Source organism: Microbacterium sp. 1.5R, assembly GCF_007667425.1.
GTDB lineage: Bacteria > Actinomycetota > Actinomycetes > Actinomycetales > Microbacteriaceae > Microbacterium.
The window spans coordinates 969,112-988,495 of the sequence record NZ_VDRC01000002.1; the positions used below are offsets into that span (position 1 = coordinate 969,112).

Annotated in this window: 24 protein-coding genes and 2 pseudogenes; 17 read left to right on the forward strand and 9 right to left on the reverse strand. The window is 65.9% G+C overall.

The window, feature by feature from the left end:
- The first annotated feature begins 14 nt into the window (after positions 1–14).
- The 11 genes and pseudogenes from lepB to FSY98_RS15550 all read left to right on the forward strand — a co-directional run bounded on the left by lepB (position 15) and on the right by FSY98_RS15550 (position 9,253).
- Entirely contained in the window at positions 15–749 is a 735-nt protein-coding gene (gene lepB, locus FSY98_RS15495) for a signal peptidase I (RefSeq protein ID WP_144877518.1), read from the forward strand.
- Entirely contained in the window at positions 746–1,408 is a 663-nt protein-coding gene (locus FSY98_RS15500; protein ID WP_144877519.1) for a ribonuclease HII, read from the forward strand. The genes lepB and FSY98_RS15500 overlap by 4 nt, the downstream gene beginning before the upstream one ends.
- Before the next feature lie 42 nt (positions 1,409–1,450).
- A complete protein-coding gene (locus FSY98_RS15505; protein WP_017204525.1) occupies positions 1,451–1,777 on the forward strand; it encodes a DUF2469 family protein in 327 nt (108 codons plus the stop codon).
- A 102-nt stretch (positions 1,778–1,879) separates the two neighbouring features.
- Entirely contained in the window at positions 1,880–2,242 is a 363-nt protein-coding gene (locus tag FSY98_RS15510; RefSeq protein ID WP_144877520.1) for a YraN family protein, read from the forward strand.
- Entirely contained in the window at positions 2,239–3,768 is a 1,530-nt protein-coding gene (locus FSY98_RS15515; RefSeq protein ID WP_144877521.1) for a YifB family Mg chelatase-like AAA ATPase, read from the forward strand. The genes FSY98_RS15510 and FSY98_RS15515 overlap by 4 nt, the downstream gene beginning before the upstream one ends.
- A 164-nt stretch (positions 3,769–3,932) precedes the next feature.
- A pseudogene (locus tag FSY98_RS17045) lies at positions 3,933–4,463 on the forward strand (DNA-processing protein DprA); the annotation flags it as partial.
- Between the two features lie 128 nt (positions 4,464–4,591).
- A complete protein-coding gene (locus tag FSY98_RS15525; RefSeq protein WP_186307708.1) occupies positions 4,592–5,995 on the forward strand; it encodes a recombinase family protein in 1,404 nt (467 codons plus the stop codon).
- Positions 5,995–6,279: a hypothetical protein gene (locus FSY98_RS15530; RefSeq protein WP_144877524.1), complete on the forward strand. Its 285-nt coding sequence runs from the start codon at positions 5,995–5,997 to the stop codon at positions 6,277–6,279. The genes FSY98_RS15525 and FSY98_RS15530 overlap by 1 nt, the downstream gene beginning before the upstream one ends.
- Positions 6,280–6,665: 386 nt before the next feature.
- Positions 6,666–6,929, forward strand: a complete 264-nt coding sequence (locus tag FSY98_RS15540; protein WP_144877525.1) for a hypothetical protein — start codon at positions 6,666–6,668, stop codon at positions 6,927–6,929.
- A 94-nt stretch (positions 6,930–7,023) separates the two neighbouring features.
- Positions 7,024–8,310 carry a DUF262 domain-containing protein gene (locus FSY98_RS15545; RefSeq protein WP_144877526.1) on the forward strand — a complete coding sequence of 429 codons (1,287 nt, stop codon included), beginning with the start codon at positions 7,024–7,026 and terminating at the stop codon, positions 8,308–8,310.
- Positions 8,311–8,353: 43 nt separating this feature from the next.
- Positions 8,354–9,253 (forward strand): HEPN domain-containing protein, encoded by a 900-nt coding sequence (locus FSY98_RS15550; protein WP_144877527.1) that lies wholly within the window; start codon positions 8,354–8,356, stop codon positions 9,251–9,253.
- Between the two features lie 19 nt (positions 9,254–9,272).
- On the opposite strand, the gene FSY98_RS15555 is transcribed toward FSY98_RS15550, so the two are convergent.
- From FSY98_RS15555 to FSY98_RS15590, 8 genes are all read right to left on the reverse strand, one after another.
- Positions 9,273–9,851 (reverse strand): recombinase family protein, encoded by a 579-nt coding sequence (locus FSY98_RS15555; protein WP_144877528.1) that lies wholly within the window; start codon positions 9,849–9,851, stop codon positions 9,273–9,275.
- Between the two features lie 146 nt (positions 9,852–9,997).
- The gene (locus tag FSY98_RS17050; protein WP_144877529.1) at positions 9,998–10,240 is read right to left on the reverse strand and encodes a WhiB family transcriptional regulator; all 243 of its coding nucleotides are present in this window, start codon (positions 10,238–10,240) and stop codon (positions 9,998–10,000) included.
- Positions 10,237–10,488, reverse strand: a complete 252-nt coding sequence (locus tag FSY98_RS15565) for a hypothetical protein (RefSeq protein WP_144877530.1) — start codon at positions 10,486–10,488, stop codon at positions 10,237–10,239. The genes FSY98_RS17050 and FSY98_RS15565 overlap by 4 nt, the downstream gene beginning before the upstream one ends.
- A gap of 405 nt (positions 10,489–10,893) precedes the next feature.
- Positions 10,894–11,277 carry a hypothetical protein gene (locus FSY98_RS15570; protein ID WP_144877531.1) on the reverse strand — a complete coding sequence of 128 codons (384 nt, stop codon included), beginning with the start codon at positions 11,275–11,277 and terminating at the stop codon, positions 10,894–10,896.
- On the reverse strand, positions 11,274–11,921 hold the full coding sequence (locus FSY98_RS15575) for a hypothetical protein (RefSeq protein WP_144877532.1): 648 nt from the start codon (positions 11,919–11,921) through the stop codon (positions 11,274–11,276). The genes FSY98_RS15570 and FSY98_RS15575 overlap by 4 nt, the downstream gene beginning before the upstream one ends.
- A 12-nt stretch (positions 11,922–11,933) precedes the next feature.
- The gene (locus FSY98_RS15580; protein WP_144877533.1) at positions 11,934–12,329 is read right to left on the reverse strand and encodes a hypothetical protein; all 396 of its coding nucleotides are present in this window, start codon (positions 12,327–12,329) and stop codon (positions 11,934–11,936) included.
- A gap of 266 nt (positions 12,330–12,595) precedes the next feature.
- Positions 12,596–13,381 (reverse strand): hypothetical protein, encoded by a 786-nt coding sequence (locus FSY98_RS15585; RefSeq protein WP_144877534.1) that lies wholly within the window; start codon positions 13,379–13,381, stop codon positions 12,596–12,598.
- Positions 13,382–13,608: 227 nt separating this feature from the next.
- Positions 13,609–14,412: a tetratricopeptide repeat protein gene (locus tag FSY98_RS15590; RefSeq protein ID WP_144877535.1), complete on the reverse strand. Its 804-nt coding sequence runs from the start codon at positions 14,410–14,412 to the stop codon at positions 13,609–13,611.
- Between the two features lie 62 nt (positions 14,413–14,474).
- Here FSY98_RS15590 and FSY98_RS17005 point away from each other — a divergent pair.
- The 3 genes and pseudogenes from FSY98_RS17005 to FSY98_RS15600 form a co-directional block, all read left to right on the forward strand.
- Positions 14,475–14,660 (forward strand): annotated as a pseudogene (locus FSY98_RS17005) (DNA-processing protein DprA); the annotation flags it as partial.
- Positions 14,661–14,723: 63 nt separating this feature from the next.
- On the forward strand, positions 14,724–14,933 hold the full coding sequence (locus FSY98_RS17010) for a helix-turn-helix domain-containing protein (protein ID WP_313955889.1): 210 nt from the start codon (positions 14,724–14,726) through the stop codon (positions 14,931–14,933).
- A gap of 34 nt (positions 14,934–14,967) precedes the next feature.
- Positions 14,968–15,870: a tyrosine recombinase XerC gene (locus FSY98_RS15600; protein WP_144877537.1), complete on the forward strand. Its 903-nt coding sequence runs from the start codon at positions 14,968–14,970 to the stop codon at positions 15,868–15,870.
- 15 nt (positions 15,871–15,885) lie between these two features.
- On the opposite strand, the gene FSY98_RS15605 is transcribed toward FSY98_RS15600, so the two are convergent.
- Positions 15,886–16,410: a M23 family metallopeptidase gene (locus tag FSY98_RS15605; RefSeq protein ID WP_144877538.1), complete on the reverse strand. Its 525-nt coding sequence runs from the start codon at positions 16,408–16,410 to the stop codon at positions 15,886–15,888.
- Between the two features lie 307 nt (positions 16,411–16,717).
- Between FSY98_RS15605 and rpsB the strand changes: the two genes are divergently transcribed.
- The 3 genes from rpsB (at position 16,718) to pyrH (ending at position 19,339) form a co-directional block, all read left to right on the forward strand.
- Positions 16,718–17,659 carry a 30S ribosomal protein S2 gene (gene rpsB, locus FSY98_RS15610; RefSeq protein WP_144877539.1) on the forward strand — a complete coding sequence of 314 codons (942 nt, stop codon included), beginning with the start codon at positions 16,718–16,720 and terminating at the stop codon, positions 17,657–17,659.
- Between the two features lie 44 nt (positions 17,660–17,703).
- Positions 17,704–18,531 (forward strand): translation elongation factor Ts, encoded by an 828-nt coding sequence (gene tsf / locus FSY98_RS15615; protein ID WP_144877540.1) that lies wholly within the window; start codon positions 17,704–17,706, stop codon positions 18,529–18,531.
- Between the two features lie 91 nt (positions 18,532–18,622).
- A complete protein-coding gene (gene pyrH / locus FSY98_RS15620) occupies positions 18,623–19,339 on the forward strand; it encodes a UMP kinase (RefSeq protein ID WP_144877541.1) in 717 nt (238 codons plus the stop codon).
- The last annotated feature ends 45 nt before the right edge of the window (positions 19,340–19,384 follow it).

Below are 19,384 nucleotides of genomic sequence, written 5' to 3' on the forward strand. Positions count from 1 at the left end.
TGTGAAGGAACCTGATGACGACTGACTCCGCCGCCGCATCCTCGCCTCGAACTCGACGGCGTCGCGGGTTCCTGGTCTTCCTTCGTGACGTCCTGATCATCGTCGTCATCGCGGCCCTCGTCTCGTTCGTCGTGAAGACGTTCGTCGTCCGCTCCTTCTTCATCCCTTCGGCCTCCATGGAGCGCACGCTCATGGTCGACGACCGGATCCTCGTCGACGAGCTGACCCCTCGGTGGACCTCCTACGAGCGCGGAGACGTGGTCGTCTTCAAGGACCCCGGCGGGTGGCTCGAGGGTCAACCGCAGACGCCCGCTCAACCGCCGCTCGTCGAGGCCGTCGACTGGCTGCTCACCGTGATCGGCGTCTCGGCCTCGGATTCTCAGGACCACCTGGTGAAACGCGTCATCGGACTGCCCGGTGATCACGTGGTGTGCTGCAACGCACTGGGACAGATCACGATCAACGGCGCCCCGATCGACGAGTTGCAGTACCTCGACCTTCCGGACGGCGACACCGCCGCGTCGAACGACCCCTTCGACGTCGTCGTACCGGAGGATTCCATCTGGGTGCTCGGCGACAACCGCGATCGGTCTCGCGATTCGCGCGCTCACCAGGACCTCCCGAGCGGCGGCTTCGTACCCCTGGAGAACGTCGTCGGAAAGGCGTTCTTCACCACCTGGCCCTTCGACCGGATGGGCACGATCGACGGTCACCACGCGATCTTCAACGGGGTGCCGGAGGCGGAATGACCGTCGTCGCCCCGAAGCTGACGCTGGAGCGCAGACTCCTGACCCAGGAGTGCGAGCTCATCATCTCGCTCGACGAGGTGGGTCGCGGTGCTCTCGCCGGTCCTGTGGCCGTTGGTGCGGCCGTGATGGACGCCAAGGGTGCGCGGCGTCGTGTTCCCGAAGGCCTCCGCGACTCGAAGCTGGTGTCGGAGAAACGCCGACCCGACGTGGCGGCCCGGGCAGCCGCCTGGGTGCAGGCCTCAGGCGTCGGGTGGGCGACGGCCGCCGAGATCGACCAGGTCGGCATCATGCGCGCGCTCGGGCTCGCTGCCTCACGCGCGGTGCAGAGCGTCGTCGCGCAGGGGATCGCCGTATCGGGCGCGCTGGTTCTGCTGGACGGCAATTACGACTACGTCTCCGCGGTCCACCCTGAGCCGCTCCGCGTGCGATCGGTGATCAAGGCCGACCGTGATTGCGCATCCGTCTCGGCGGCGTCCGTGATCGCGAAGGTCGCCCGCGACACATACATGGCCGAGTTGCACGTCGACCATCCCTCGTACCAGTGGGATCGGAACAAGGGTTACGCGAGCGTGGAGCATCGCGACGCCATCCGATCGCTCGGCCTGTCGCCTCATCATCGGTCCTCCTGGGCGATCGCCGACGCGCCCACGCTGTTCTGAGCGTGCGACCGAGCGCCGTGCCGACTCTAGGATGGACTCATCATGGATGAGGAAGCATTCGACGACTACGACCGCGAACTCGAACTGGCTCTGTTCCGCGAGTACCGCGACGTCGTTTCGCAGTTCCAGTACGTCGTCGAGACGGAGCGACGGTTCTATCTCGCCAACGAGGTGAATGTCGTCCGTCGAGACACCGAGCACGACTTCTACTTCGAGATCTCCATGAGCGACGTGTGGGTATGGGACATCTACCGGGCGGATCGCTTCGTGAAGGCCGTCCGAGTGCTGACGTTCAAGGACGTCAACGTCGAGGAACTGCAGCGCCGGGAGTTCGAACTGCCCCAGGAGCTGTCGCTCGACGGCGAATGAGTCTTCCTGCACAGTCGACGCGATAGTCGAACTGTCCCGGTCCGGCGGCTGACGTCACCTCCGTCTCCGATGGTGAAGTGCACTCGGCGAGAAGCTGTGCACATGGCAGCGAAAGACGAACTCGGCAGGGCCGGCGAAGCGCGCGCAGCGCAACACCTTCTGGAACGCGGATACGAGATCCTCTCCCGGAACTGGCGGTGCGCCCAGGGTGAGATCGACATCGTCGCGGTGTCCGCGGGGTGGCTCTGCATCATCGAGGTGAAGACGCGGTCGTCCGCGGCCTTCGGGCATCCTCTCGAAGCCGTCGACTCGCGGAAGCTAGGACGGCTGTGGCAACTCGCCTATGCCTGGGTGGCGGCGCATCCCGACCGGGCGCGGGGGCTGACACTCCGTGTCGAGGCCGTGTCGCTCATCGGCTCGGATCCCGCATCCGCCGAGATCGAGCACCTGGTGGATCTCTCGTGACCATCGCCCGCACCTGGGCGGTCGCCCTCACGGGGGTCGACGGGCATCTGGTCGAAGTCGAGGCCGACCTCTCGAACCAGACGCCCGACTTCCGCATCATCGGACTCCCCGACAAGTCTTTGGGCGAGGCGGTTCAGCGCGTGCACAACGCCTGCAAGAACTCGGGGCTGGATCTTCCTCGCCGCCGACTCACCATCAACCTCTCACCGGCGAGCCTGCCCAAGCAGGGCTCCGCGTTCGACCTGAGCGTGGCCGTGTGCGCCCTCGCGGCAGGCGGCGCCCTCGATGGCAGATCCGTCCGCCGTACCGTGCATATCGGCGAACTGGGTCTCGACGGGCGGCTGCGTCCGGTCCTCGGTGTCCTTCCGGCGGTGCTTGCCGCCGCACGAGCCGGTTTCGAGCGGGTGATCGTCCCTGCTGGGAACGCGCACGAGGCTGCGCTCGTTCCGGGCGTCGAGGTGCGCGCCGCGGTCTCCCTGGGCGAGGTCGCGCTCTGGCACGGTGCCGACATCGTCGCCCCCGATCTCGAGCCCGTGGTGCCTCCGCGCGTAGAGAGCGTCGATGATGCAGGGCTCGATCTCGCAGACATCGTCGGACAAGGTGACGCCGTGGACGCGCTGATCGTCGCCGCGGCCGGTGGACACCACATGCTCCTGAGCGGTCCTCCGGGGGCGGGCAAGACGATGCTGGCGCGACGGCTCCCGGGAATCCTGCCCCCGCTCGCGGCGGTCGAGGCGCTCGACGTCGCGTCGATCAGATCCCTCTGCGGGGAGAACGTCCGTGAACTCAGCACGCTGCCGCCTCTCGAAGCGCCTCATCACAGCGCATCGGTCGCGGCGCTCGTCGGGGGAGGTTCGCGGGCGGTGAGGCCGGGGGCGATCGTTCGCGCGCATCGTGGAGTGCTGTTCCTCGACGAGGCGGCCGAGTTCTCCCGGGTCGCCCTCGACGCGTTGCGGCAGCCGCTCGAATCGGGGACCATCGAGGTCAGCCGTGCGGGTTTCTCGGCGCGTTTCCCCGCGCGATTCCAGCTGATCATGGCGATGAACCCGTGTCCGTGCGGCAACTACGGCGTGCGTGGTGCGGAATGCGTGTGTCCGTCGGCCGCGATCCGACGCTACGCGACGCGGCTGTCGGGTCCGCTACGGGACCGCGTCGACATCGAGCTGCAGGTGGCGAGGGTGTCCGCTGCGCGGGCGGTCGCCGGAGCTTCGGCCTCCGCGACCAGCGCCGAGGCGTCGGTGCGAGTGGCGAGCGCCCGTGCGCGAGCAGCCGAACGCTGGCGCGGAACTCCGTGGACGCGGAACGCCGAGGTGCCCGGCAGTCGGTTGCGCCAGGCCGATGTCCGCATACCCGCGGAGGCGAGGGTCTCGCTCGACCGAGCGCTGGAGCGCGGGCTTCTGACGCTGCGCGGATACGACCGGGTGCTGCGTCTCGCATGGACGATGGCAGACCTGGACGGACTGGAGCGTCCCGGAGCCGAGCAGGTCGGACGGGCTCTCTACCTCAAGCGGGGGTATGCGGCATGATCGATGAGCTGCTGTCCGACGCCTCGGTGTTCCGGAGCCTCGACATTCTCAGGCCGTGCGTCTCGGAACACTTGCCCCGACAGTCCGACGAGGAGGTCGCGCGGGTCGCCTGGTCGGTACTCGCAGAACCGGGCGACGGAGTGGCGGGCGCACTCGTGGACGAGATGGGTTCTGCACACGCGCTGCGGACCGTGCTCGACCCCGCCGCGCCAGGTCTCTTCCCCCCGGGGCGAGCGGGTCGCGCTCTTCGCGACGGCATCGAACGGTGGAGTCCGCGGGCTTCGGCGGCTGCGGTGTCGGCTGCCCTGAGGGATGCCGCTCAGATTGGCGCGCGTCTGCTTCTCCCGGGCGACCCCGAGTGGCCTCGCGGCCTCGACGACCTGGAGAACCACCGCCCATTCGTCCTGTGGGCCCGGGGCGACGTCGACACACTGCGGTCAGGGGAGCGGGTTTCCATAGTCGGGGCGCGGGCGGCGACCTCCTACGGAGAGCAGATCGCCGGAGACATCGCGGGGGACCTTGCGGCGATGGGAGTGACGGTCGTATCCGGCGGTGCATACGGCATCGACGGCGCTGCGCACAGAGCCGCCGTCGGCGTGGGTGGGAAGACGGTCGCGTTCCTGGCGGGCGGGGTCGACCGGGCGTATCCGCAGGGACATCGGGACCTCTTCCGCCGCATCACGAGCGCGGGCACGGTCGTCAGCGAGGTGGCCTGCGGCACCGCGCCGACGAAGTGGCGGTTTCTGGCGAGGAATCCAAGCCGTGTTTGTCGGAGGCTTCATACGACAGCCTCCATCGGCGTACAACGGTCATGGAGCGAGAGATGGAAGAACAACATCGGTCGGCATGGATCTACACCCGACTGTCGGAGGACAAGAAAAAGGGCACCGAAAAGGAGGGGGCGACGGTCGCGCGTCAGGAGCGTGATTGCCGCCAGTGGGCGGACAACAACGGCATCATCGTGCTCGGAGTGAAGAAGGACAACGACGTCAGCGCGACGCGCTCGAAGTACCGGAAGGGCTTCGAGCAACTGCTCAGAGAGAACCCTCCCGGAATCATCGTGTGGCACCAAGATCGCCTGCTCCGGAAGACCAAGGATCTGGAGCGAATCATCGAACTGGGTATTCCCGTGTACAGCGTGACGAGCGGCGTTCTCGATCTCTCCACACCTCAGGGGCGAGCGATTGCGCGCACCGTGGCAACGTGGAGCACTTACGAGGGCGAGCACCGCGACGAGCGCCAGGGCGCAGCGCTCGACGAGATCCACGCGAATCGCGAGCCCGTGCCAGGCAAGCGCCGATTCGGATACCTGGCTGCGGACGAGAAGGCCGGGCGGCGAGTCAACTGCAAGAAGCATCCTGTCGAAGCCCCGATTGTGAAGGCCATGTTCGAGTCAATGGCCGACCCCGACCCGGATCAGCGCCGGTCAATCAACTCATGGGCGGAGGAGCTGGGATGGCGACGCACCCGGGTGCGGGAGACGCTGACGAACAAGGCGTACATGGGGATTCTGACGCGGCGAGGGGTTGAGTTCGAAGCGGCAAAGCACGTGGATCGCCTTGTCTCGAAGGAGATCTTCGAGACGGTACAGAATCACCTGGCGACGCACCTTCATGCCCGGCGTCCGGGCGGGGTCATCCGCCACCTGGCGTCCGGGATCGCACGATGTGGCGTCTGTGGAGGACCGATGAGCTACAGGAACGCTTATCTGTGTCTTGCGAACCTCTCTCACCCCTGCATCAAGGGCGATTGGGTGGACAAGAAGATCCGATTCGAGATCGCGAGCTACCTCGTGGGGTCCATGCGAGACCCCAGGATCGTTCCTCCCCGCCTGTCTGAAATCGAGAGGCGTCTACCACTCATCGATGTGGAGGAGGCGGAGTGGGCGGAGGCCAAGGCTGGAGGCATGCGCTGGTCGTTGATTGCGCCGCACGTAGAAGCGCTCCTAACAGAGCGTGAGCGCTTGCTGAGCGAGCGAACGGCGCTGCTGGCTGCAAGCACCCGGGCAAGCATCCTCTCCGACCTCAGAAGGGCCGTGGTCGAACCGGCCACACACAGGGTGGACTGGGACGCTGCGGGTGCACTACTGCGGGAGGTTCAGCGCCGCTTCGACGCCCGGTCCATCGAGGATCAGCGTGCCTTGATCGCGGCACACTTCGAGATCGTTATTCATCCTGGACGGGGACCGTCGCGTATCGCGGTCATCTCGAAAGACGAGGAGATCTGATGGCAACGGTCGAGCCCCCGGACTTCGACGCGATTTTGCGGCAGGAAGAGGAGCGCGAGCGTAATGCTCGGATGACGGCACGGTTCGCGCCTCTGTGGGCGGCGGGTGAGGCGGCGCTGCGGGCTGATGTCGGGCTCGTGATTGAGCTGGCGGAAGAGGCTCGACGGGCCGCTGAGTTGAGGCAAGACCGAGAGGCGCGGCGCGAGCGCGCCCGTCACGCGAGCGCCCTTGGCGTGGCCGCACGAGCGGCGCGGAAGGCGGAGCGCGACGCCGCCCAGGGCTAGGCATCCTCGCTGACCGTCACTGCGTTTCCCCACACCCAGCACCGGAATGTCTCATCAATCCCGTGAAACTCGATCCCGGCTGCGAGAGGGGTGGACCGCATGATCGTCGCGTCCACGCGCACGGCCTCAGCTCCGAATCGCACCCATGCCCTCACACGACGCTGGAGGGCGTGCGGGTAGACCGTCACGGGATGGTCTCGCAGGGCTAATTCTCGATCCGAAAGCGTCTGGAGAGGTCCGCGCTTCGCTGCTGCGGAGACAGAGGCACGCGCGCTGCGCACGTCGTTGGCGTACTTCAACCTGTCGCTCGCGCCCAAGGTCCGCCTCCTCTCGCGGCCTGAATCGAGGGTAGCAACAGTCGAACATGTGTTCCGTTGCCTTAACCCATGAGCACGCCAACCGTCGAACGCACCGCAACACTATGGATGGTCAACGACATCCCGGCACGGATGATCTACGCGGGCCGACGATGGCGCGTCACGGATACCCCGACCCGGCTGCGACACTCCACGTGGTCAGTACCCCTCGGGGAGCATCACCACGGGCTCTACGGCTGGCGATTCCAGGGCACGGACGAGGAGGGCGTCTCATTCGTCTTCGACGTCTACAAGGGCGAGGACGGCTGGCACGTCCACCGCGCCTACGACTAATGCCGCCAGGCGCGCGTGCTCCGTCGAAGATCGATGAAACAGTGTCGCTGCGTGCAATGATCTAATCCTGGAACGGTCCACCGGGAGGTACTCTTTGTCGCTCGAAGCCATACCTGACGAGAAGGCTCGTCGGAACCTCACGAGCCGTCAGAGGGAGGCGCTCGTTCAAGCGGAGTTCATCACCTCGGGGCTGGGTGATGACGAAGTAGTCGTGAGGCCAACGGACGACGAGATCAATCAAAAGTACGAGCGCGGCGAGATTCGAATCGTTACCGAGTCGGGCCGGTACCCGCTCGATTCGGTGAGCAAGATGGTCAGCGCGGATAACTACAAGATGGACCCCGACTATCAGCGCCGACGTCGCTGGGACGTCGCACAGAAGAGTCGTCTTATCGAGTCCTTCATCATGAACGTCCCAGTTCCGCCGATCTTCCTCTACGAGTGGGACTTCAACCAGTACGAGGTCATGGACGGCCTGCAGCGGATGACCTCGGTGCGCGACTTCTACGAGAACGAGTTCGCGCTCACGGGCTTGGAGTACTGGCAAGAGCTTGAAGGTCGCCATTACCGCGACCTCCCGTCGCGGATCAAGGCTGGAATCGACCGCCGATACATCTCGTCGATCATCCTCTTGAAAGAGACATCGCATGGAGGTGAAGACCCCGAGCAACTGAAGAGGTTCGTGTTCGGGAGAATTAACACAGGTGGGGTGAAGCTCACGGCGCAGGAGCTGCGGAACGCCCTCTACGAAGGGCCGATGAATAGGCTCTGCAAGCAGCTGTCCTCGTTCCCTGCCCTTCGGCGTTTGTGGGACATCCCCGAGAACGTGGAGGAGCTGATCATCTCTCCTGAGTCTGCTCTTCGCGACGATTCGATGTTGGACTTCGATGTGGAGATCATCGGGGCACCGGACCCGGTGCCGGAGCTCTACAGGGATATGAGCGACGTCGAGCTGGTACTCCGTTTCTTCGCCAACCGTCAACGCATGCTGCACTACCGGGACAACCTGCGCGACTACCTCGACGAGTACCTGAAGGCTGCCAACAGTTACGACGAGGCAACCCTGGAGGGTCTCAAAGCAGTGTTCAGCGAGACGATGCAATTGGCGTACGACATCTTCGGTGAGAACGCGTTCCGCCGACGCGCCAACGGCAAGTGGCGCACCGTCCCGTCGGTCTCGATCTACGACGCTCTCACCAACGTTCTGTCGCGCCTATTGCCACAGGCAGATGCGCTGCGGAGCAACAGCGAGGCGATCATCGAGGGCCTCGACGGCTTCTACGAGGAGAACGCTCGCAAGTTCAACCTGCGCGGTCAGACGCGGAGCGACCTGATGGATCGCGAGATCTTGTTTGAGCAGTTTCTCACTCGATTCGTCTAGCTGATCGATCATGGGAAGACTTCTAGTCGCCTATACGGAGGCAGTGAACAGATTCACGAGAAGGGCCGATTACGTCGCCCACTCGCGTGACGGTGCTGCCGAGTTCGCTTCCGATGTCTACGCGTCGTGGGTGCTCTTGACATATGCGGCGTACGAGGCTTCAATCCAGGCCCTGGGGAAGGCCGCCGTACAGCACCTTGGTGAGTTTTCTTCATCACTTTCAGATCTGCCCGACTTGGTTCGAGAAGCGCACATCGAGCGGACAGTGCGTCGCGCTAGTGATGCGCTGAGTCGGAACAAGCATGGGGCGAGTGATGACCCCGGGAGCGTCGAAGAGATCCTGCGCGGAGCGGTCGGTCCGGCTTGGGCAGACGAGTCGTCCCTGCTTCGGCTAGATCGGAATGCATGGAGCGACAACGTGAAGGAGCTGTTGCGGAGAGTTGGTGTTGGTGACCCTGAGATGGAGTGGATGCGCCAGCCTTTTGGGCCATCCACGGAGACCTTAGAGTCTCAGGTGGACCGCCTCGTCCAGGAGCGAAACGATCTTGCCCACGGCGACCTGCCTACGGAGATTCGCTCTCCCGAGCTAATGATCGATCAGATCTCCGCAGTTCAGGAGTTCGTGCGGCAGTCGTATTACTGCCTAATGATGATGTGCGCGAGTGCTTTCCCGTCATCGCTGAGCAAAGAGTTGGGAGTGGTCAACGAGGCACCGCCCGTTTCCCTCGCGGAGACGACCGTTGGCTACCTAGCGATTTCAACCGCGGTTCGCGTGGGTGACTTTGTTCCGACCGTAAGCGACGAGGGGCAGCTGAGACTTACGAGAGTCGTTTCAATCCAGTGCTCATCAGAATCTCTGGAGGTCGTCGAGCCTGGGCGCGAGCATGTCGCCGTTACATTTTCCAGGCCGATGCGGACAGCCAGAGCGTTCGAGTGCCTTTGACGACTGAATCGTCGGACATCTAGTCCGCGAGGGCTCTATACACCGATGCGCGGCTGATGCCGGTGAGCTTCACGATCTCCGCCACGGTGCGGCCCTTGGCCTTGTGCTGGCGAATCTTCTTGACGTTCTCCGCGGTCATGGCCGTGATCGGTCGGCCCGCGATTTGCTCGCCGTCCTTGGCGCGTGCTGCACGAGCTGCACGTGCCTCTGCGACGCGCTCAGCGTTCATCGAGCGCTCCCACTCGGCCACATGGGTCATGACGGCCCGCACAAGCTTGCCCGTGGGGCCGGTGAAGTCTTCGCCCGGCTTCAAGCTCTTGACGATGATGTCACGCTCTTCGAGATCGGCCAGGGTCGAGAGCACGTGCAGCGCGGAGCGACCCAGCCGGTCCATGCTCGCGACGGTAATCGTGTCGCCGGGGCGGACGCGGGAGAGGAGATCGTCCAGCCCGGGTCGAGACTGACGGGCACCGCTGATCTTGTCCTCGAAGATGTCGGCTCGGTCGATGCCAGCCTCGGTCAGACGGTCGAGCTGACGGTCATTGGTCTGCGAGGTGGTCGAGACTCTTGCGTAGCCGAAGCTCTTCGAGGTGGTCATGTCTCAACTGTAAACCGTACGGGGTATCTGAGACAAGTAGCAGAGACAGTTTTTGGTCACTTTCTCATGACGATCTGCGTGCTGCAATGGCAGGGATTCGGAACGTCTCAAATCCAAGGATTCGAGACGCCGCGCTGCGCGGTGTCTCAGGTCGGTAGACGAACTCCGCGGCGTTTCCCGCTCCAGTAGCCGGTGATCGCATGACGCGGTGCTACGGCTGCGTACGCGGCGCACTCGACCTGAACGGGACACGACGAGCACACGGGCGCGAGGTCGCGATTGGCTGCGTCTGAGCGCCCGTCATCGATGAACCGCGGATCGTCTCGGCACGCGGGCTCATGTGCGAGGAGGGCTCGGCTCAGCTCGGCCCATGCCGCTGATGCACTCATCGCCCGGGGAAGTACTTCGCGATGATGTCAGCGACGAGGTCGGCAGGGAGTCCGGCCATCTCGCGGAGAGCGCCCTGGCGGTCAAGGAGGAGCACGTGCAGAGTCCCGCTCGGCTCCCGCAGGTAAAGCTGACTCCGCGCCGTGCTGGAGTCAATTGCGATGCTCCAATCGACCGGCACACGCACGCGCTTGCCATCCAGGAAGACGGGGACGACGGCGCTCGCCGCGGGGACCTTCGGGGGGTCCACGAATGAGACCCCCGTGGCGGCGTCTGCACGCGCCTGAGCGCTCGAATTGGCCGGTCGTGCCCCTGGGGTACCGGGGTGCGCTGCGCGCCCCTGGGGCGCTTCCCAGAGGAGCCAAGGATCGGGCGCGGCGTACACGCCGGGGTGCTTCACCCAGGGCGCGCGGGGGTGGATCTTTCTCGCTGCTCGACTGCTCATTCTGACCTCCAGGTTGAGATTGGTCCGGCCCCCGCAGGCGGTCCATCGGTCCCTCGTATAGATCAATGCGGGGGCCGGAGTAAAGGGCCGGTCCCGAGACGTATCCGAATGCGCCTCGGGACCGGGGCTGGGGACGAGTGACATCGAGAGCCCCAGCGGGACCGCGCGGCGCACCAAGGAAGAGGGAAGACGCCGCGCGGAGTCTGTTGTTCAGGGCGGCGGAGTGCGGTGGACGTCCGCGAGAAGCTTGGCGAAGTCTCGAAGATCCAGAATTACGAATGCCTCATCGATGGGACGCTCGCGCCACTGCACCACGGCCCCGATACCGGTACCGCGGATGGCGGCAACTCGCTGCGCCTGCTCCAGATCCTCTGCAAGCCTGAATGGCTTCAGCTTGCTGCTCACCCGGAGATCCACGCCGTCGAGAGCGAGATCCGGTGCGAGGGCGACATCCTCACTCAGAGCATCCGACAGGCTCGTCGGCGTCCTCGTGGCCGTCGAGGTGATGCCGCGTGCATCGAGCGCGAGCCGCACGAGATCCACGACGACGGCATGCGTCGCGCGGTTTCGATTGCCGTACGCCGGGCCAGTCATCGCCGCACTGCCTCGTAGTTGTTGACCTGCCGCACGCCCCCGGCATCCAGGCGGGCTCGCTGCACTTCCGCGAGCTTGATCGACGGGTCCGGCGTCGTGCTGATCGTCGTGCTCGTGACCGGCGCGGGTCCGAACTTCTCGTGCACAGCTCGCAGTGCTGCTGCACGTCGGTCCGGGTTCGGCTCGGCCCATGCCGCCTGTCTCGCTGCCTCGCGCTGCTCGCGCCAGTCGCTGTCTCCGTACTGCGTCCAGGTCTGTACATCCTCGGGGGCACGCCCCATCCGGAAGCGCACCTCACCCCACTTCGCGAGCTGCGCGGGCTCGTTGTCGATGAGAGACATCCACGAGCGCCCAGAGGCGCTGTACGAAGCATCGATCATCGCCTGAGTCACGACGACGTTCTCGCCTGCACGGGTGATGTGGGCCGTGCTCAGGAGGCCCTGGCCGGTCGCGATGGTCGCGCCCGTCATCAGGCAGTGGAAGGTGTCAGCCGGTCGCACGGGGATAGGAGCGCTCGCCGCCTGCTCGGCCTGGATCTTGGCCAGGGCCTCACGAGCTTCGCGGAGACGACGGACGCCGATGGGCTCAGCCTGGAGAGCTGCGCGCGCCTCATGGGTGAGGCCTTCTGCTTCATTAGTGCTCATCACGCGCTAACCTCAATTCTCGATCTCGGGGATACGGTCGCGGACCTCGTCTGCGATGTCTCGGATGTCTGCGGCCATGTCGCCGCTGTACATGCGATCAAGCTCCGCGGCCAGGGGGTCGGCCTGTGCCGGGTCATCACGAACGAGCCGGATCGCGGCGTGAGCGATGTGTCGTGCCTTCAGTGCGATGTCCGCATCGATCTCGCGCTCGACGCCCATGTTGGACAGCACGCCTAGCGTTCGAACCTCCACGTCGATAGCGCGAAGGGCGAGAGCGGCGTCACCGGCCTCCAGTGCGACGAGACCGGCCTCTCGTGCTCGCGTGGTCGCATCTGCCAGCCGACCGGCGACGGAGACGGCATCCATGCCGTGTGAGCGCTCGACGGCCTCCGCCACCTCGGGGCTCACGTGGCCGTTCATCACGTGGCGACGGATGGCGTCTCTGCTCGGCGCGCCGGAGATACGCGAAACGTGCGAAAAGGATCGACCCTCAGCGAGGGTGGTCTCGATGTGAGCCCGGAGATCCGCAGGCAGAGCGCACGCTTCGCATCGACGCCCACGACGGGGCGTTGCTGGGGTGATCGCTGAAGTACTCATCGCAAATGAGTATCGCCCGCTCGACGTTGTTGCGTGATTGACGTCGGATACCCGCCCGCCTTTCGTGCGCGTACGCGCTAACCGCGGTCCCGGAGCGCCTTCCTCATGCGGTCGATGGTGCTCTGTGACACATCCAGCGCGATGGACTGCTGCGCCTTGGTCTGACCGTGTAGCGCCGCGAGCGCGTCGAGGTCAGCGTCGGAGTAGGCCGGTTCGGATGGTCGAGACTTCCGCCCTCCGGTCGCGCCCCACTCTCTCGTTTTTCGAATCCAGTTCGGAGACCAATCCCTGAGCACCGACGCCGCTGCGGCGTCCGCCATCGTCTCGATGTCCCCGAAGCTGATCCCGTGGCCGCGGTTGCTGTAGTACGTGTCGTAGGTCGTCGCACGCTCGCGCATCCGGCGCTCGAAGAGGTCGGCCAGGTCGTCATGCGAAGGCGGGGCGTATCCAGCTCCGTCGAGATCGTTCAGCGTGCGGAATCCCCAGGTGGCGAGGTAGCGCCAGATGTCGCCCTTGTAGCTGGTGCCCTTCCGGGTGAGGTTGCCCTCCGAGTCGTACCGGTTCTTGGCATACATCGGTCGGAGAGGCGGGAATCTGAGGATCTTGCGCTGAGATCGTCCCGCGGTTCGGGCTCTCGTCCCCCTCGTGGAGAACGTCCACAGAGTGCCCTCATCAGCCTGCCTCTCCCTTGGGGGGAGTACGGGGTTACTTGACGCGCCATACGCGCTAACGTCCGGCGCGGGTGCGGGCACCTTACTTGACGCGCGTCGCGCGCTAACGTCCGCGCGCATCTCCTCGATGGTGAGCTTGCGAGGAGGCGGATCGTTGCGATGCGGGTCGTCGGACCGGTACTGGAGGGGCACCCGGCGAGGGGTGCGATGGGGTACGTCGGCAGGTACGCTAGTCATGAGAATCCTTCGCCGCCCGTGTCCTGGACAGACCGGGCGGCATTCTCGTTTTTGAGCGCCTACCCGGGCGGCTGATCGTGTGAAGTTGGTAGCCCCGTGCGTCCGAGCGTACCCGCACGCTGTCGCTCTGTCGATCCCGCCGATGTGGCTTCTCATCTGGGGTATTTAATTCGCGTCACGCGCTAACTCGCGGCGATCTCGCCTTGCGCGATTGGTTGAGTGTCGAACTTCACGTTCGCAGATCGGGAGCGCCAATAGGTCCGGGTCGCGGGGGCTACCCGTGCCGTCAGACTCTGCTGCCACTCGAAGTCCTCGTAGCGCCGCCAGTCGCCCTCTGCATCCTCGACAGCGACCAGAGCAGAGCCCCGGATGATGACGGGATGAATCTCGTCCACGTCGGAGTCACGGGGACCCGAGTAGATGACATCCACGGTACCGCTCACTGGGTAGACCTTGCGCTCGTCTTCCGACGGGACAGGGGTGAGAAGCGAGACCCACTCAGCAACGCTCTTGCGCATCGTGAAGACGAACTCTTTCTCAGTGCCAGGCGGGATTGGCTCCGTGGCGGTCATCACGCTCGTAGACGGAGACGCTTTGAACTTCGGCACGACTGTCCCAGGTCCATCGTTCCGAATGGAGAACTTGTGCCTGCACGTCAGCATCATGTCGGCGTCTCGCGGGAGCTTGAAGATGTGCCCCTGCTCGATCTCAACGGTTTGACCCTGCTCCCACCGCCAGAGCTTCTCGGCTCCCACGTAGAAGGCCGTAGTGACGATGAGGCGTGGCACGCCGTTCTCTACGCGGGCGAGCTGGCTCTCCGTGAGCGCTGCCTGAGCGACGTCAACGGCCTTCTCAGAGGCCTGAACGGATCGGCGGGTCTGCCACGCTTGCCAGGCGATTACGACGGCTGAGACAGCTGTCGCACCCGCGGCGATCCATTCCAGGGCCGAAGGCTGCGTCTGCACCACAATGTCAGTCACCGTCATGGATATGACATTGCCACAGGAAGCGTCATACTTAGCGGAAGAAATGAACACGGCTTCGTTTCCTCGCCCGTAATCGCCTGATCGCGGCGCTCGGCGATGCGACGATCGTCGTGGAGGCCGGGTGGCGCAGCGGGTCGCTGAACACGGCCGGACACGCCTCGGCGCTCGGTCGCCCTCTCGGGGCGGTGCCCGGCCCGGTCACGTCGCCGGCGTCGGCGGGCTGTCACCGCCTGCTGCGCGAGTACGACGCCCGTTGCGTGACCTCCGCGCTCGAGGCGCGCGAGCTGTGGCGCTCTGCGGGCTCATCGACGGTGGCCGAACCTCGCTCGAGTCCGGATGAGACGCGGCTCCTCGACGCGATGAGCACCCGCAAGGCATGGGCCCCGGACGAACTTGCAAGGCGCAGCGGCCTCTCGCCGACGACGGTCCGCTCTGTGCTGGGCCTTCTCGAATTGGACGGCACGGTGCGACGCACCGAGCACGGGTGGCTCCGCAGGTCGGAGGCCGATCGGCGGGGCTGACGCGTCCGTGCGCGAAGCGGGGCAAGCTTGTCGCATGGAGCTCGAAGCGGCGGCAGGGGTCTTCGCAGACCATCTGCGACAGGTGAGACGGTTGTCGCCCGCCACCGTGCGTGCCTATCGATCGGACCTGCGCGACCTCACCGCGACCGTCGGCGAGGTGTCGATCGGCGCCGTGACTCTCGAGCATCTGCGCGATTGGCTGTGGACCGCCACGCAGAGGGGCGACGCGCGGTCGACCCTCGCCCGCCGCACCGCCGCCGTCCGCTCGTTCTTCGCCTGGGCGCAAGAGCACGAGCTCATCGTCCACGACCCCAGCCTCCGCCTCGTCGCACCCAAACGAGGTCGCTCCCTGCCGACGGTCGCCTCGCAGGACTCGATGGCGGGCCTTCTCGACGCGCAGCGCACGGCGACGAGCGGAGGCGATCCGATGGCGCTCCGTGACCACGCGATCCTTGAAGTGCTCTACGGTGCCGGCATCCGCGTGTCCGAGCTGTGCGGCCTCGACATCGACGACGTCGACCTCGACCGGGGCACCGCGCGCGTACTCGGGAAAGGGGCGAAGGAGCGCATCGTGCCGTTCGGCGCACCGGCGCGCGATGCCATCGGCGCGTACCTCACACGCGGGCGCCCGGCTCTCGCCCTTCGCACGACACGTTCGTCATCTGCGCTCTTCCTCGGTGCGCGCGGAGGTCGCGTCGGTCCCCGCGCCGTCTACACCCTCGTCGCCGGCGTGCTTGCGCCGCTCGTGGGTGCCGAAACGGTCGGTCCACATGCCCTCCGTCACACGGCGGCCACACACCTCCTCGACGGCGGTGCCGATCTCCGCGCCGTGCAGGAGATCCTGGGACATGCGAGCCTCGGCACCACCCAGATCTACACCCACGTCTCCTCCGAACGACTCACCGCGACCTATCGACTCGCGCATCCGCGAGCGTGAGCCGCGATATCACGATCACAGGGCGTCACAGCACGGCAGAAGCACCGCGCGGGGTACCGGACCGAACAGCAGCATCGGGTTGATGTACTCGCCCTCCCACCGCACTCCGAGGTGCAATGTGTCGACGAGGGCGTGCCCGCCGCGGTCGAGCGTGCCCACCACGTCACCGGCTCGCACGAGGGTTCCCGGGGCGAGGTCCGACGAGATCGGCTCGTAGGACGAGACGAGCCCATGGGCATGCTCGATGGTCAGCACACCTCGATCGACCACGACGCCGCGGAATGCCACCGCCCCGTCTGCCGGCGCGCGGACCACGGCGCCCGCAGCAGCGCGCAGATCCACTCCGCGGTGTCCCGCCCCGTACTGGTGGGCCGGCGCTCGATACGGCTCTGCCACCGTCCGGTGACCGTCGAGGGGCCACTCCCACACGGGTGCCTCCGGGACGCCGGGCGCACTGCCGTCGCCCGACGCCTGGCCGGGATGGATGAGCAGGACGAGCGCGAGAGCGAGCAGCGCGGCCAGCGCGAGTCGATGCCTCATGCAGGCCATCCTCGGCGGGTTCTGAGCGATCGCGGTGACCGGGCCGTGCGGACCGGCGCGCACGGGGGAGAGGAGCGATATCGGGCGACCGGTGGAGGAGCAGTGACGGCGCCGGATCCTGTATGCTGGGGGAGCACCTCGATATCGGGGTGACTACGCGTGCCCAGAGCGACTCCGTCGCGGCATCCACCCCCACAGGTCCCGTTCTCGAACGGGTGGGAGTGCGTCGGGCACCAGGGAATCCGATCGCCCGATCGGTTCGACAAACCTCAACGGCGCGTCCTCGCGCCAGAACAAGGAGACGACCATGGCTGTGGTCACCATCCGCCAGCTGCTCGACAGCGGCGTGCACTTCGGACACCAGACCCGTCGGTGGAACCCGAAGGTGAAGCGCTTCATCCTCACCGAGCGCAGCGGCATCCACATCATCGACCTCCAGCAGTCGCTCGGCTACATCGACAAGGCCTACGACTTCGTCAAGGAGACCGTCGCTCACGGCGGCACCATCCTCTTCGTCGGTACCAAGAAGCAGGCCCAGGAGATCCTCGCCGAGCAGGCGACCCGCGTCGGCCAGCCCTTCGTGAACCAGCGCTGGCTCGGCGGCCTCCTCACCAACTTCTCCACCATCGCGAAGCGTCTCGCCCGCATGAAGGAGCTCGAGGAGCTCGACTACGAGAACCCGGCCGCATCGGGCTTCACGAAGAAGGAGCTGCTGCTCAAGAAGCGCGAGCTCGACAAGCTGCACAAGTCGCTCGGCGGAATCCGCAACCTCACCAAGACGCCGTCCGCCCTCTGGGTCGTCGACGCCAAGCGCGAGCACCTCGCGATCGACGAGGCCAAGAAGCTGGGCATCCCCGTGATCGGCATCCTCGACACGAACGCCGACCCGGACGACTTCCAGTACCCGATCCCCGGTAACGACGATGCGATCCGCTCCGTCTCGCTGCTGACGCGCATCATCGCCGACGCCGCCGCCGAGGGGCTGCAGCAGAAGCACAACCCCGAGTCCGGCGACGCAGAGCCGCTGGCCGAGTGGGAGAAGGAGCTTCTCGAGACGCCCGCGCAGGAGTCCGCCGACGCCGCTGCCGTCGAGCCGGCCGCCGATGAGGCTGCCGCCGCCGAGACCCCCGCCGCCGACGAGACCGCTGCCGACGAGGCCGGTGCCGAGGCTCACGACGAGGCCGTCGCCGACGCTTCCGGTGAGGAGACCGCTGAGGTCGCCGCCGCCGAGGCAGCCGACGCCAAGTAATCACGCGACCACCACACACACCACGAAGCAAGGAGCCACCACACATGGCCAACTTCACCATCGCCGACCTCAAGGCGCTGCGTGAGCAGCTCGGCACGGGAATGGTCGACACCAAGAAGGCGCTCGAGGAGGCCGACGGCGACGTCGAGAAGGCCACCGAGATCCTGCGTCTCAAGGGTGCCAAGGGCAACGCCAAGCGCGCCGACCGTTCCACCAGCGAGGGCCTCGTCGTCGCTCGCGAGCAGGACGGCGCCGTGACGCTGATCGAGCTCGCCTGCGAGACCGATTTCGTCGCGAAGAACGAGCGTTTCATCGCGCTGGCCGACAAGGTCGCCGACGCTGTCGCCGCCGTCAAGGCCGACTCGGTCGAGGCTGCGCTTGCCGCCTCCGCCGGCGACAAGAACGTCGAGACGGTCATCTCGGAAGAGGCGGCCATCATCGGCGAGAAGGTCGAGCTGCGTCAGGTCCGCACCGTGACCGGCGACAAGGTCGAGGTGTACCTGCACCGCACCAGCAAGGACCTTCCGCCGCAGATCGGCGTCGTCGTCGCCTACTCGGGTGATGACGCCGAGACGGCGCGCAGCATCGCACAGCACATCTCGTTCGCGAACCCGACGTACCTGTCCCGCGAGGATGTTCCGTCGGAGGCCGTCGAGAAGGAGCGGGAGATCGTCACCGAGATCTCGCGCAACGAGGGCAAGCCGGAAGCGGCGCTGCCCAAGATCGTCGAAGGTCGTGTCTCCGCGTTCATCAAGCAGGTCGCACTGCTCGAGCAGGATTACGCGAAGGACAACAAGCTCTCTGTCGCCCAGGTGGCGAAGGACGCCGGTATCACCGTGACGGACTTCGCGCGCTTCAAGGTCGGCGCGTAGCACAGTCGAAGGGGTTCGGATCCATGCGGTCCGAACCCCTTCTTCATGCCCACGAGGCACTATCTTGAATCGGGACGAGAGGACACCACCCATGACCGAACGCACAGGACGCCGCCGCGTTCTCCTCAAGCTCTCCGGAGAGGCGTTCGGCGCCGGACAGCTCGGCGTCAACCCCGACGTGGTCAGCCAGATCGCGCGCGACATCGCCGCGGCGGTCGATCGCATCGAGGTCGCCATCGTCGTCGGCGGTGGGAACTTCTTCCGCGGCGCGGAGCTGAGCCAGCGCGGCATGGACCGCGGTCGTGCCGACTACATGGGCATGCTCGGCACCGTCATGAACGCCCTCGCACTGCAGGACTTCCTCGAGCAGGCAGGCGCCCCGACGCGTGTGCAGTCCGCCATCTCGATGACGCAGGTCGCTGAGCCCTACATCCCGCGGCGCGCCGAGCGCCACATGGAGAAGGGGCGCGTCGTGATCTTCGGCGCCGGTGCGGGCCTGCCGTACTTCTCCACCGACACCGTGGCCGCGCAGCGCGCGCTCGAGATCGGCGCGACGGAGGTGCTCGTCGCGAAGAACGGCGTCGACGCCATCTACACCGCCGACCCCAACAAGCACGCGGATGCCGAGCGGATCGATCGCGTCACCTACCGCGATGCGCTGCAGCGAGGACTCAAGGTCGTGGACGCCACCGCGTTCAGCCTGTGCATGGACAACAACATGGACATGCGCGTGTTCGGCATGGAGCCCGCTGGCAACGTGACGAAGGCGCTGCTCGGCGAGCCGATCGGCACACTCGTCACGGCCTGACCTGACGGTCGCCGCGCGTCCGGCCCGATAGAATTCTTGAACACC